Consider the following 13,628-nt stretch of genomic DNA (forward strand, 5'->3'; position numbering starts at 1 on the left):
TGCCCTGTGCTACCGACGCTAGGAGCCCACGATTTCGTCTTCGTTGTGCGGTGTGAAGGGTGCGGAACCGTCCTCTCACCCGGCGGGGCACCGCCGTGTGAGGCGGGCCGGGGAAGCACGAGAGCCGCCCTCCGGGTGGAGGACGGCTCTGCGATGCACATGGGGTGGTGGAGATGCCGGGAATCGAACCCGGGTCCAGTGGAGTGGATTCAGGACTTCTCCGAGCGCAGTCCGCTGTGATTTTCTCGGCCCTGGCGGTCACGCGGACAAGCCGCCAACAGGCCCAGCCACTGTTAGATTTTCCCGCCACCCCCGCGGCCGGGGTGGAAGGTTGAGTTCCCTAGATTATGCCAGGATCCGGGTCGGGAACGCCCCGGGCTGACACCCACTTCACTTTCGCTGATCAGGCAGCGAGAGCGAAGGACTGCTGGGAATCGCGCTTAGAGTTGGCGATTATTTTTTTGCGACAGATGGTTAACGAGATCATTGCCGCATTCCTCGGCTCGCTTCTCCTGTTTCGACTAACACTGTCGAAACCGATCATCCCCATGTTGATTTGACAAACAGCTCCGGAGGGCACGGGGCCCTCCGGCTGATGCGTTGCCATAGTACTCGGCTCGTGCGTCAAGGGTCCAGCGCATTAAGCACCGGTCAACCGGTGGTGCCGCGCAGCCCGAGCTCCTGGACCAGCCAGGGCAGCGCCTGCTTGAACGCGAAGGCGCCGAACTGCCAGTCGTGGCCGCCGGGGTGGATCTCGACCTTGGTGGCCAGGCCGGCCGCCCGGGCCGCCCGGTCGAGCTCCTTGGCGTTGGCGATGTGGCCCGCCTCGCTGTCGGCGGCCATGAAGAGACCCGACGAGGCCGAGTAGTCGTGCTTCTTGGCGCCGAGCACGGTCAGCGGGTCGTGAGCGGCCCAGGCCGCGGCGTCGCCGCCGTAGAGCTGCGCGATGGTGTTCTGCTTGTTGCCCATGTTCGGGCCGACGTCGCCGGAGATGCCGACGAAGTGGCCGAACACGTCGGGGTGGACCACCGCCAGGTCAACGGCGCAGGTGCCGCCCATGGACCAGCCGGCCACCGCCCACGAGCGCGGGCCCGAGGCGGTGCCGAAGGTCTTCGCGACGAACGGCGGGATGTCCTTGGTCAGATGGTCCTCGGCCTTGCCTCCGGCGCCGTTGACGCACTCGGTGTCCGCCTTGAAGCCGCCCGTGGCGTCCACGAAGACCATGACCGGCGCGAAGCCGTCATGGTCGGCGGCGTAGGCGTCGGCGGTCTTCGTCGCGTCACCGGCCCTGACCCAGTTGCTCGGAGCCATGAACTGGCCACCGATCATCTCCACGACCGGCAACTTGGGGCGGGTCTTGCTCCGGAACCAGGCCGGGGGAAGGTAGACCAGCTCCTGCCGGTGCTGGAACCCGCTGGGGACGGCCGGGATGTCGACCGCGACCACGCGGCCCTCGGTGGCCTTCCCGACGGTGGTGAGGGCCTGGTCCAGCGTCATCTGCTGCGGCACCGGGGCACCCGCGAAGTCCGCCAGCGCATCGTTCACGTTCGGGTAGTAACCGGTCGACGTGTTCAGCGCGTTGGCGGCGCAGACCACCGCGAGCGCGGCCGCCACCGGGACGGCGGCCATGTTCCACCAGCGGGCGTGGCGCAGACCCAGCGCCAACGTGCCGGGCGCCAGCAGGGCGCAGCAGATCCAGAACCACAGGCCGATCGGCAGCGGGTCCTGGATGTCGGCGAACGCGGCGACCAGGGCGGCGGCGAGCGCGGTGACGAGAATCGCCCCGGCCACCGCCCACGGCAGCCGCTTGCGCAGCCACGACCGGTCGAGCCTCCAGGCCGACGCGACCACCGCCGCCAGGGCGAGTATGCGCAGGGTCCAGGGCAGCCAGCCGCTCAGCAGTGAGAAGTCCACCCGGAGATCGTACGTAAGGCCCAACTCTCCGTGTGCAACCGGGATGAACCCATTACCTGACGGTACGCCAGGTAAAGGCTCAGCTCTGGCGGCGGCGGGCGGCGGCGACCGCGCGGGCGGACTCCATCTTGTCCTGGCGCTCGCGGAGCGTCTGGCGCTTGTCGTAGAGCTTCTTGCCGACCGCGAGGGCGAGTTCGAGCTTGGCGCGGCCGTCCTTGAAGTACAGCGACAGCGGGACCAGCGTGTGGCCGGTCTCCTTGGCCTTGGACTCGATCTTGCGGATCTCCATCTTGTGCAGCAGCAGCTTGCGCTTGCGGCGCGCCGAGTGGTTGGTCCAGGTGCCCTGGGCGTACTCGGGGATGAAGACGTTGTCGATCCAGGCCTCGCCGCCCTGGATGTACGCGTAGCCGTCGACCAGGTTGGCCCGGCCCTCGCGGAGCGACTTGACCTCGGTTCCGGTGAGCACCATGCCGCACTCGTAGGTGTCGAGGATGGTGTACTCGTGCCGCGCCTTCTTGTTCTGCGCGACCAGCTTCTTGCCCGTTTCCTTTGCCATAGCTCCGCCATTCTCGCACCTCGGGGGCCGCGGGGTCAGCCCCTTTACCGGCGGGCCGGGTGCGGGCCGGGTGCGGGCCGCGTGGTGATCAGGTGCGGGTGCGCAGTCCGTCCAGCACCTTGAGGGCGAGCGGGGCGGCGTCGTCGTCGGCCGGGGCGGGCACGTCGGGCTGCAGGCCGGTGCCTTCCGGGGAGTGGCCGGCCGGGGTCTGGTAGCGGCCGACGGTGAGTTCCAGCACCGAGCCGTCGGCGAGCCGGCTGGGCTGCTGGACGCTGCCCTTGCCGAAGGTGCGGGTGCCGACCAGGACGGCCCGGCAGCGGTCCTGCAGGGCGCCGGCCAGGAGTTCGGCGGCGCTCATGGTGCCGCCGTCGACCAGCACCACCAGCGGGACCGCCGTGTCGCCGCCGGGTGCGGCGGCCAACTCCCGGTGCTCGCCGTGGACCTGGTAGCTGGCGACGGGTCCGCCGTCCAGGAAGACCGAGGCGGTGGCCACCGCCTCCTCGACCAGGCCGCCGGAGTTGCCGCGCAGGTCGAGCACCACGCCCTGGGCACCGGCCGCGGCGGCCCGGACCTGGTCGGCGACGCCCTCGGTGAAGGCGTGCACGGCGATCTGCGCGACGCCCGGCCGCGGGTGCGCCACCTCGACCTCGCGGGTGGCCAGTTCGGTCCGGGTGAGGGTGAGTTCGCGCACCGGCCCGGCCGAGCCCTGCACCGCCAGCGCCACCGGGGTGCCGGCCGGGCCGCCGCGCAGCCGGGCCACCACCTCGGTGACCGGCAGCTGTTCGGCCGCCACGCCGTCCACCCGGACCAGCCGGTCCCCCGCCTCGATGCCGGCCCTGGCGGCCGGCGAGCCGGGCAGCACCTCGGCCACCTCGGTCGTCCCGCCGCCCGCGCGGTCCACGCTGAGGCCGACGCCCGGGTAGCGGCCGCCGGTGAAGTCCCGGTACTGCTGCGGGCTCAGGTAGGCGGCCCAGCGGTCGCCGCTCTCCCCCACCAGCCGCTGCGCCTGCTGCGGGCTCAGGTCGGCCCCGCTGAGGTCGTGCGACGCGGGGCGCGCGGCGTCGGACGACGACGGGGCCTGGGGAGAGCCGATCGGCTCTCCCCAGGCCCCGGACGCGGCGCCGGCGAACAGCACGGCCCCGAACACCAGGCCGAGCGTCATCCCCTGGCGTACCCGCGGTGCTGTCGGCATGCTCTGGAGTGTAGGCGGCGATCCGCGCACACCGGTAGAACCGACGGTGCGTCAGACCTTCAGGTACTTGCGGAGGGTGAAGAAGGCGGCGATGCCGGCCATCCCCATGCCGACCACCACGAGCAGCGGGATGACCGCCAACACCGAGGACAGGCCGATGAAGTGGATGAACATGACCTTCTTCTGCAGCCAGCCCTGGACGAAGAAGTGCCCGCCCACCAGCAGCGTCGACGCCAGCGCCGCGCCGAGCAGAGCGGCGAACGCGGCCTCCGCGATGAACGGCATCTGCACGTAGAAGTTGGAGGCGCCGACCAGGCGCATGATGCCGGTCTCGCGCCGGCGGCTGAACGCGGACACCCGGACGGTGTTCACGATCAGCAGCAGCGCCACGAAGAGCATCAGCACCATGATCACGAAGGCGGCCGTCTGCAGGCCTCTGAGCAGGCCGAACAGGTTCTCCAGGATCTTCCGCTGGTCCTCGACCGACTTGACGCCCGGCTTGCCCGCGAAGGCGCTCTGCATCACGTCGAACTTGGTCGGGTCGACCAGCTTGACCCGCCAGGACTGCGGCATCGCGTCCGCGCCGACCGCGGCCAGCAGCGGGTTGTCCGGGTTGGTCTGCTTGAAGCGCTGGTACGCCTCCTGCGAGGACTCGAACGTCGAGGTCTGGACGAGGCCGTTCATCTTGTCCAGGTCGGCCTTGACCTGCTTGACCTGGTCGTCGGTGGCCGCACCCGCCGCGCACTGCGGCGACGTCTTGTCCGCCTTGGTGCAGAAGTAGATGCTGACCTCGACCTTGTCGTACCAGTAGTCCTTCATGGAGTTGACCTGGTCGCGGACCAGCAGCGAGGCACCGGCGAGGGCGAGCGACAGCGCGACGCTGACCACGACGGCGATGGTCATGGTCAGGTTGCGGCGGAGACCGACGCCGATCTCCGACAGAACGAACTGGGCGCGCATGCTTCTCTTCTCTAGCTCTGGTAGCCGTAGACGCCGCGGGCCTGGTCGCGGACGAGGAGGCCCTTGTCGAGCTCGATGACGCGCTTGCGCATCTGGTCGACGATGGCCTGGTCGTGGGTGGCCATCAGCACGGTGGTACCGGTCCGGTTGATCCGGTCGAGCAGCTTCATGATGCCGACCGAGTTCTGCGGGTCGAGGTTTCCGGTGGGCTCGTCGGCGATCAGCAGCATCGGCCGGTTCACGAAGGCGCGGGCGATGGCCACGCGCTGCTGCTCACCACCGGAGAGCTCGCCGGGCATCCGCTCTTCCTTGCCGCCGAGACCGACCAGGTCGAGCACCTCGGGCACCACCTTGTTGATGGCGCTCTTCGGCTTGCCGATGACCTCCAGGGCGAACGCCACGTTCTGCCCGACGGTCTTGTTGGGCAGCAGGCGGAAGTCCTGGAAGACCGTGCCCAGCTGGCGGCGCATGTGCGGCACCTTCCAGTTGGACAGCTTGCCGAGGTCCTTGCCCAGCACGTGCACCGAACCGGTGGACGGCCGCTCCTCGCGAAGGCACAGGCGCAGGAACGTCGACTTGCCCGAGCCGGACGAGCCGACCAGGAAGACGAACTCGCCCTTCTCGATCTCCAGCGAGACGTTGTCCAGGGCCGGACGGTTCTGCTTGGGATAGGTCTTGGAGACGTTGTCGAATCTGATCACGGCTGCATCACGGGGGCCATCCTAGGTGGATCGAGGGCAGTGACCTTACGCGATGCCGATACGCACCCGCAGTCAACAGACGCCTACTGACCGTGGTTTCATCAGGTGCCGTTCCGTTCCGGACCGGAAATTGCGAGTTACGTCACAGATCGGTAACCCTCCCTCTCCAGGGGCCACGGGGTTCGGAACCTGGCAGAGTGGAGAGAGTAGTCGGAACCGAAGCCGCCTCCGGCACGTTGGCTATGCAGCAAGGAGGAGATCGCATGACCTGCGACCAACTGGTGTGCGCCAACTGCAACGGCCGCGTGATCGACGGCCGGTGCCCCGTCTGCCGCGCCAACCGCGCCCGCCTGCAGGCCGAGCAGCACGGGCCGTTCGCCGCGCTCAACCCGGCGATGCTGCTGGCCGTGCTGTTCGCCGCGGTACTGGCCCTGGCCCTGCTACTGCGCTGACCCGAGACCCACAGGCACGGGAAGGGCCCCTCCGCCACCGGCGGAGGGGCCCTTCTTCACGCTTCTACGGCGATCAGCTCTCGCGCTGCTTGCGCCACCGGATGCCGGCCTCGATGCTGCGTTGATTGTTCATCTCGGCCGGCCTCCTCACGTCGCGGCGATCAGCTTTCCCGCTGCTTGCGCCAGCGGATGCCGGCCTCGATGAAGCCGTCGATGTCGCCGTCCAGCACGCCCTGCGGGTTGCCGACCTCGTGCTCGGTGCGCAGGTCCTTGACCATCTGGTACGGGTGCAGGACGTAGGACCGCATCTGGTTGCCCCAGGAGCTGCCGCTGTCCTTGAGCGCGTCCATCGCCGCGCGCTCCTCCTGGCGGCGCCGCTCCAGCAGCTTGGCCTGGAGGACGTTCATCGCCGAGGCCTTGTTCTGGATCTGCGAGCGCTCGTTCTGGCAGGAGACCACGATGCCGGTGGGCAGGTGGGTGATGCGCACCGCGGAGTCGGTGGTGTTGACGCCCTGGCCGCCGGGGCCGGAGGCGCGGTAGACGTCGATGCGCAGCTCGCCCTCGTCGATGTCGACGTGGTCGGACGTCTCGACGACGGGGAGCACCTCGACGCCGGCGAAGGAGGTCTGCCGGCGGCCCTGGTTGTCGAACGGGGAGATGCGCACCAGGCGGTGCGTGCCCTGCTCGACGGAGAGGGTGCCGTAGGCGTAGGGAGCCTTGACGGTGAAGGTCGCGGACTTGATGCCGGCCTCTTCGGCGTACGAGGTGTCGTAGACCTCGGTCGGGTAGCCGTGCCGCTCGGCCCAGCGCAGGTACATGCGCATCAGCTGCTCGGCGAAGTCGGCGGCGTCGACGCCGCCCGCCTCGGCGCGGATGTTGACCAGGGCCTCGCGGGAGTCGTACTCGCCGGAGAGCAGGGTGCGCACCTCCAGCTCCTCGACGGCCTTCTTGACCGACTCGAGTTCGGCCTCGGCCTCGGCGCGGGTGTCCGCGTCGTCCTCGGCCTCGGCCAGCTCGAACAGGACGCCCAGGTCCTCGACGCGGCTGCGCAGGGCCTCGACCCGGCGCAGTTCGCCCTGCAGGAAGGAGAGTCGGGAGGTGACCTTCTGCGCGTTCGCGACGTCGTCCCACAGAGTGGGGACGGCTGCCTCCTCCTCCAGGGTTGCGATGTCGGCGCGGATCTTGTCCAGGTCGACGACTGCCTCGATCGACGACATGGTCGTGTCGAGGTTCTTGAGCTCTTCGGAAGGATCGACGGCTGCCACGCCTCAAGGGTAATGGCTCGCCGGGGGGGCTCGGCTACAACCCGGGCGGCCGGGCGGCGGCGGGGGCCGCGGCGCGGGCCCCGGCGGGGTGTCCGGGGGGCTCGGCGGCGAACGCCGTCCAGGCCGCGGCGGCACCGGCCAGCAGCAGGACCACGGCGAGCAGCACGGCCAGGGTGCGGCGGCGGCGGATCAGCTGGGCGCGGGTGCGCCGGTGGCTCGCGGGCTGGGTGCGCTGGGCCCGGGACTCGGCGGCGTAGGAGGCGAGTTCCTGGGCGGACGGGCGGCGCAGGCTGGTGTGGGTGTCCCGGGTGGAGTCGGGGGTGGGGCCCGGCACCAGCGGGACGGCCGGGCCGCGGCGGCGGCGGTGGGTGCCGCGGCCGGCGTCCACCTCGGCGTAGACCGCCTCGGCGGGGGTGAGCACCTCTTCGGGGGCGGTCCGCTGGGCGGGTACCGCGAGCGGTCCGAGGCCGGCCAGTTCGGGGATCAACTGGCGCAGCCGGGAGGCGAGTTCGGCGGCCCGTAGCCGGGAGGCGGGGGCCTTGGCGAGGCACTCGGAGATGATCCGCCACAGGCCGTCGGGCATCCCCTCGACCGGCGGGACGTTCTCGGTGACGTGCCGGCGCAGCACCGCGCCGGTGTGGCCGCCGCCGAACGGCGTGGCGCCGGTGAGCAGTTCGTACAGCACGGTGGCCAGCGCGTAGATGTCGACGGCGGCGCGCGGCTCGAGGCCCTCGATGATCTCGGGCGCGAGGTAGTCGGGGGTGCCGATGATCCGGGTGGCCCGGGTGCGGCGGGGGGCGTCGACCAGCCGGGCGATGCCGAAGTCGGTGAGCTTGGCGCGCGGTGCGCCGCCGGGGCCCGCCGGGGCGGCCAGGTCGAGCAGCACGTTCTCCGGCTTGACGTCGCGGTGCACGATGCCGGCGGCGTGCGCGGCGGCCAGGCCGTCGGCCACGTCGGCGATCACCGAGGCGGCGACCAGCGGGGTGAGCACGCCCTCGCGCTCCAGCCGGGTGCGCAGGTCGCTGCCCTGGACCAGGTCCATCACCAGTGCGAGGTCGCTGCCGTCCACCACCATGTCGTGGACGCCGACCACGTTGGGGTGGTCGAGGCCGGTCAGGGCGGAGCGCTCCTGGACGAACCGGCCGACCAGCACCTGGTCGGCGGCGAGGTCCTCGCGCAGCAGCTTGACGGCCACCGGACCGTCCGGGCCCTCGCCGAGCCACACGGTGCCGGCCGAGCCGCGGCCGATCACCTGGTGGACCGTGTACCGGCTGCCGATCTTGCGTGCCAATGCTGCTCCGTGGGCTCGTGAGGTCGGTGCTCGACGAACAACCTACGCGCCCGGAAGCCCTCCGAGGGCCGTGGAAGGCCCCCCGCGAGCTATCGATCCGGTGGATTTTCGTTGGATTGTCGACAAAGCGTCAATTCTGGCTGCCGGTCAGGCCGCTGATCCAGGTGCGGGCCTCGTCGAACCAGCCGACCACGTTGTCCCAGTAGTGCGGCAGCGGGGTGAAGTTCCACAGCGCGAGGGCCGCGACCGCGAGCACCAGGATCACCATCAGGCAGCCCTTCAGGCAGCCCAGGCCGGGGATCCACATCCGGTTGCGGCTGCGCCGGCGGGGCTCCCGCTCGCGCGGCGGCTCCGGCTCGCGCACCGGCGGCTCCGGGCGGCGCTGCGGGGCCGGCTCGGCCCGCCGCGGCGGCGCGGCCGGCGGGTAGCCGCCCTGCTGCGGCGCGGGGTAGCCCTGCGCGGCCTGCTGCGCCTGGTACGGCGGCGGGGCGACCGGCGGCCGCTGGGCGTAGCCGCCCTGCTGCGGCCGCCCGCCCTGCGGGTCGCGGTAGCCGGCGGGCGGCTGCTGCCGACCGCCCGGCGGCGGGTACTGGCCCTGGCCGGGCGGCGGGTACTGCCCCTGCTGCGGGTACTGACCGCCCTGGCCCTGCTGCGGCTGGTACGGACCCTGCTGCGGGGCGTACCGGCCGCCCTGCGGCGGGCGCGGGGCCTGGCCGCCCTGCGGGCCCGGCGCGGGCGGCGGGTACTGGCCGGCCTGGTAGGGGCGCGGGGCGACCTGCGGCTCGCCCAGCTCCTGCGGGTCGAAGTAGCCGATCTGGGTCTGCTGGTTGCGGTCCCGGGCGGCCCGGAGCTGGGTCTGCCACGGGTGCGGGCCCTGCGGCTCGGGCGCGGCGGCCGGCTCGGGCGCGGCGGGCATCAGCCGGGTGCGGTCTGGGGCCGGGGCGCCCATCACCTGGGTGTGGTCCTCCGAGCCGGCGCCGCCGCCGCGCATCACCTGGGTGCGGTCCTCGGCCCCGGCCGGCGGCTGACGGTTCGTCATGACCTGGGTGGCGGCGGCCGGGTCGAAGGCGCCGGCCAGGGTGGCGTCGTGGGCGGGCGCCAGCGCCGGGTCGGCGACCAGCAGTGCGCCGACCGCCAGCGCGGCGTCCACCGCGGCCGGGGAGGCGTGCACGCCGACGCCGGCCGCGACCACCCGCAGCGCCTCGGCCAGCGAGACCGCTGTGGGCCGCTCGGCCGGGTCCTTGCGCAGGCAGCGCTCGACCACCGTCCACAGCGGCTCGGGCATGGTGCGCGGGCGCTGCGGCTCCTGGGCGAGGTGGGCCTGCAGGATGGCCAGCGGGTTGTCGCCCTGGAACGGCTGCTGCCCGGTGACCAGCTCGTACAGCATGATGCCGGCGCCGTAGACGTCCACCGCGGAGGTCTGCGGGCGGCCCTCGGCGGACTCCGGGGCGACGTACGCGGGAGTGCCGACGAACTCGTGGGTGCGGGTGATCCCCGGGGAGTCGGCGAGCCGGGCGATGCCGAAGTCCGTGAGCATCGGGTACATCCGCTCGGCGCCGTCCACGTTCGCGGTGGCCAGCAGCACGTTGGCGGGCTTCAGGTCGCGGTGCACGACGCCGTCGGCGTGGCTGGCCGCCAGCGCGTCCGCGATCTGCGCCATCAGCAGGGCGCCGGCAATCGGCGACAGCGGGCCGGACTCGCGCAGGTAGCGGTACAGGTCGGGGCCTTCGACCAGGTCCATCACGAGGGCGAGCAGTTCGCCCTCCACCACCAGGTCGCGGGTGCGCACGATGTTGGGGTGGGTGAGGCGCAGCAGCACCGAGCGCTCGCGCAGGAAGCGCATCACGACGTCCGGGTCGGCGGCGAGCTCCTCCCGGAGCACCTTGACCGCCACCGCCTGCCCGGGCACCAGGCCCGGCACCGCGGCGTCCTCGCGGACCCGGCCACGCCAGACCGTGCCGGTCGCGCCGCGTCCGAGGCTCTCCTCGAGCAAGTACTTGCTGCCGACAGGCCGCACCTGTGCACTCCGTTCGGTCACCCGACACCCGCTGCCGGGGGCCGCGTTCCGGCACTCCCCCGTTCGAGGCGAACGGCGCCGGGGCCTTCTTCCCGGCAACTCTAACGGTGCCCGCGCAGGTTTCCGAGGCGGCGACGGGAGCGACGCGGGGGCGCGCCGTGACGGGGGTGACGGCGTTCCTTGACCTGACGTGGCGTCGGCTTCACCATGGCGATGATCGCAAGATCGTCAAATCCGGTACCGTGCGCGGAGTGTCCGCCCCGAGTGGCAGGATGACAGGCACCACCCGTGTGCAGAAGGGACCCCGGGCGAGATGCAGATCCGGCTCACCGTCCTTCGACCGCGCAGCGGCCCCGCCGCCCCCGGGAGCTCTGCCGACGTCCTGGTCACGGCCCCGGCCGGCACCGTGCTCGGAGCGGTCGCCACCGCGCTGGCGGCGGCGGTCGGCGTCCGCGGTCCGCGCTCCGCCACCCACGTCCACCTCTACGCCGGTGACGCCCGGCTGGACGAGCAGGCCCCGCTCGGGCACCCCCCGCTGATCGACGGCGCGGTGCTGGCGCTGAACGAGCCCGACCCGGACGCCGACGGCGAGGTCGAGCCGCCCGCCGCCGAACTGCGCGTGGTCGGCGGACCGGACGCGGGCGGCGTGCACCGGCTGCACGGCGAGCAGATCCGGATCGGCCGCTCCACCGACGCCGACGTGCCGCTCGACGACCCGGACGTCTCCCGGCTGCACGTCGCACTGACCCTCGGCGCCGACGGCCGGGCGACCGTCCGCGACCTCGGCTCCACCAACGGCACGCTGCTCGACGAGCGCTACCTGCACGACGAGGCCGCCGAGCTGCTGCCCGGCGCGCTGCTGCGGATCGGCGAGTCCACCCTGCAGCTCGCCCGCCCGGACGCGATAGCCGCCCCGCCGCAGGCCACCACCCCCGACGGCACGGGCCACCTGCGGCTCGCCCCGCGCCCGACCGCGCGCACCGGACTGGGCCGCCCGGCCGGCGCCGAACCCGCCGCCGAGCCCGCCACGCAGCCCTCCGGGCGCGGCCGCTGGCTGCGCCGCGGCCGCACCGAGCCCGCCGCCGTCGACACGGGGGCGCAGCACGCCGCGGCCCGCGCCCGGCAGGCCGCCGCGCAGCGCGAGCGCTGGCCCGACCCGGCGGCGCTGCTGCTCACCGCGCTCGCCACCGGCGGCCGGCTCTGGGAGCGCGGCCCCGACCACCCCGACGCGCTGACCCTGCGGCTGGGCACCGCCGACCTGCCCGGCGGCCCCGGCACCGCGCCCGGCACCCTGCTGCCCGCCGTCCCGGTCACCGTCGACCTGCAGACCGCCGGCAGCCTCGGCCTGGCCGGTCCGCGCGCCCGGCTGGCCGGGCTGGCCCGGGCCGTGCTCGCCCAGCTCGCCGCGCTGCACGCGCCCGGCGGGCTCGCCCTGGTGCTGGTCGCCGCCGCCGCGCCCGCCGAGGAGTGGGCGTGGGCGCAGTGGCTGCCGCACCTGCGCCCGGCGCACGGCCAGGCCTGCCGACTGCTGTTCGGACTCGGCCCGGAGCAGGCCGAGGCCCGGCTCGCCGAACTGGCCGGCGCCACCGACGGACCGCCCGCCACCGTCGTCCTGGTCGACGGCGACCCGGGCACCGAGGCCGGCCGGGAGGCCCTCGCGCTGCTGCTCAAGCAGGGCCCGGCGGCCGGCGTCTTCACGGTCTGCCTGGCCGAGCGGCCCGACCTGCTGCCCGCGGGGCTCGGTGCCACCGGCGTGATCACCGGCGAGGTCTCCACCCGGCTGACCGTCGACCGCCCGGTCGGCGGGGTCCGCGAGCACCTCGCCGACGTCGCACTGGACGCGGTCTCCGCGGCCTGGGCCGAGCGCCTGGCCCGCACCCTGGCCCCGCTGCGCGAGGCCGCCTCCGACGCCGACCCGGCCGGGCGCGGCCCGCTGCCGGAGGCGCTGCGCCTGCTCGACCTGTTGCGCTCCGAGTCGCTCTCCCCGGCCCGGCTGGCCGAGCAGTGGGCCGCGCTGCCGGCCGGTGCGGGCGGCGCGGGCGCGCTGCTGGGCACCGCCCGCGGCGCGCAGGGCGAGGAGAGCTGCGCCGTCGACCTCGCCGAGGACGGCGACCACCTGCTGATCGGCGGCGGCCCCGGCTCCGGCAAGTCCGAGCTGCTGCGCACCCTGGCCGCCTCGCTGGCGGTCTCCGAGCGGCCCGGCCGGCTGTCGCTGCTGATGGTCGACGGCGACCGCGCCGAGGACGGCGGACTGGCCGGCTGCACCGACCTGCCGCACGTCACCACGCACGTCAACGCGCACACCGACCCGCGCGGGGCACTGCACGCCGCCGACCTGCTGCTGGACGAACTCGCCCAGCGGGAGGCACTGTTCGACGGCCTGAGCTTCGCCGAGTGGCACACCCGGCAGGTCTTCGAGAAGGCCCCCGCGCTGGTCGGCGGCCCCGCCGCCGACGGGCCGGCCGGCGCGGTGCGGGTGGCCGCGCCGCGCCGCTCCCCCGAGGCCGCGCCCGCCGCCGAGCCGGGCCCGGTCCGGCTGGTGGTGCTGGTCGACGACTACGACGTGCTGGTCTCCCCGGGGTCCCCCGGCGGCCGGCCGCTGGCCCGCGCGCTGGCGGCCGTCGCCCGGCAGGGTGCCCGGCTCGGCGTGCACGTGGTCGCCGCGACCGGCGCACCGGAGGCCACCGCGGGCAGCGAGGTGGACGAGGCGGCCCAGCTGCGGATCGCCCTGCGCACCGAGCAGCCCGGCGAGTCCGACCTGCTGATCCACCTGCCGGACGCGGCGGCGCTGCCCGCCGGCACGCCCGGCCGCGGCTACCTGCGCCGCCCGGACGGCGCGGTGACGGCCTTCCAGGGCGCCCGGGTGAGCGGCCGGATCCCCCGCACCGCGACGCTGCGGCCGACGGTCGTCGCACTGCAGCCGGAGGACCACGGCGCCGCGCCGACCCCGCGCCCGGTCCGCGAGCTCGGCAACGGGCCGACCGACCTGGCGCTGCTGGGCAGCGCGCTGCGCCGGGCGACCGAGAGCTGACGGCGGGTCAGGGGGCCAGCGTGGTGACGGTGGCTCAGGCGGTGCGGGTGGCGGCCGGGCGGACCAGTCCGGTCTCGTAGGCCACCACCACCTGGGGTTGGGCTTCGGCCTCCACCCGGCGCGGTAGGCCGGGAACGCCCGACGGGGGCCCGGGAGTCGACTCCCGGGCAGATCGGTAGAGGGTGGTGTAGGGAAAGAGTTTTGCTAACCGAGTGTATATATAGGTGGTGGGCCGGGAAGTAAAAAAAT

At 73.3% G+C, this 13,628-nt stretch carries 11 protein-coding genes and 1 other RNA gene; 2 read left to right on the plus strand and 10 right to left on the minus strand.

The window, feature by feature from the left end:
• Nucleotides 1-165: 165 nt before the first annotated feature.
• From ssrA to ftsE, 6 genes are all read right to left on the minus strand, one after another.
• Nucleotides 166-548, minus strand: a transfer-messenger RNA (tmRNA) gene (gene ssrA / locus ACWD4U_RS26685).
• Nucleotides 549-651: 103 nt separating this feature from the next.
• Nucleotides 652-1,914: an alpha/beta hydrolase gene (locus tag ACWD4U_RS26690; RefSeq protein ID WP_363456305.1), complete on the minus strand. Its 1,263-nt coding sequence runs from the start codon at nt 1,912-1,914 to the stop codon at nt 652-654.
• 79 nt (nt 1,915-1,993) lie between these two features.
• Nucleotides 1,994-2,470: an SsrA-binding protein SmpB gene (smpB, locus tag ACWD4U_RS26695; RefSeq protein WP_363456308.1), complete on the minus strand. Its 477-nt coding sequence runs from the start codon at nt 2,468-2,470 to the stop codon at nt 1,994-1,996.
• An 88-nt stretch (nt 2,471-2,558) separates the two neighbouring features.
• The gene (locus ACWD4U_RS26700) at nt 2,559-3,662 is read right to left on the minus strand and encodes a S41 family peptidase (protein ID WP_363456311.1); all 1,104 of its coding nucleotides are present in this window, start codon (nt 3,660-3,662) and stop codon (nt 2,559-2,561) included.
• A 51-nt stretch (nt 3,663-3,713) separates the two neighbouring features.
• Nucleotides 3,714-4,622 (minus strand): permease-like cell division protein FtsX, encoded by a 909-nt coding sequence (gene ftsX, locus ACWD4U_RS26705; protein WP_363456314.1) that lies wholly within the window; start codon nt 4,620-4,622, stop codon nt 3,714-3,716.
• An 11-nt stretch (nt 4,623-4,633) separates the two neighbouring features.
• A complete protein-coding gene (gene ftsE, locus ACWD4U_RS26710; RefSeq protein WP_363456316.1) occupies nt 4,634-5,323 on the minus strand; it encodes a cell division ATP-binding protein FtsE in 690 nt (229 codons plus the stop codon).
• 263 nt (nt 5,324-5,586) lie between these two features.
• On the opposite strand from ftsE, the gene ACWD4U_RS26715 reads away from it, so the two are divergent.
• Nucleotides 5,587-5,775: a hypothetical protein gene (locus tag ACWD4U_RS26715; protein WP_363456319.1), complete on the plus strand. Its 189-nt coding sequence runs from the start codon at nt 5,587-5,589 to the stop codon at nt 5,773-5,775.
• Nucleotides 5,776-5,936: 161 nt separating this feature from the next.
• On the opposite strand, the gene prfB is transcribed toward ACWD4U_RS26715, so the two are convergent.
• From prfB to ACWD4U_RS26730, 3 genes are all read right to left on the minus strand, one after another.
• A complete protein-coding gene (gene prfB, locus ACWD4U_RS26720; RefSeq protein ID WP_363456322.1) occupies nt 5,937-7,040 on the minus strand; it encodes a peptide chain release factor 2 in 1,104 nt (367 codons plus the stop codon).
• 34 nt (nt 7,041-7,074) lie between these two features.
• Nucleotides 7,075-8,331 carry a serine/threonine-protein kinase gene (locus ACWD4U_RS26725; RefSeq protein WP_363456341.1) on the minus strand — a complete coding sequence of 419 codons (1,257 nt, stop codon included), beginning with the start codon at nt 8,329-8,331 and terminating at the stop codon, nt 7,075-7,077.
• 130 nt (nt 8,332-8,461) lie between these two features.
• Nucleotides 8,462-10,348, minus strand: a complete 1,887-nt coding sequence (locus tag ACWD4U_RS26730; protein ID WP_363462270.1) for a serine/threonine-protein kinase — start codon at nt 10,346-10,348, stop codon at nt 8,462-8,464.
• A 313-nt stretch (nt 10,349-10,661) separates the two neighbouring features.
• On the opposite strand from ACWD4U_RS26730, the gene ACWD4U_RS26735 reads away from it, so the two are divergent.
• Nucleotides 10,662-13,379: an FtsK/SpoIIIE domain-containing protein gene (locus tag ACWD4U_RS26735; protein ID WP_449787325.1), complete on the plus strand. Its 2,718-nt coding sequence runs from the start codon at nt 10,662-10,664 to the stop codon at nt 13,377-13,379.
• A gap of 34 nt (nt 13,380-13,413) precedes the next feature.
• On the opposite strand, the gene ACWD4U_RS26740 is transcribed toward ACWD4U_RS26735, so the two are convergent.
• Nucleotides 13,414-13,628, minus strand: a 215-nt coding sequence (locus tag ACWD4U_RS26740) for a hypothetical protein (RefSeq protein ID WP_449787326.1), incomplete at its 5' end; no start/stop codon positions are given.

The organism is Kitasatospora sp. NPDC002522 (assembly GCF_053595195.1).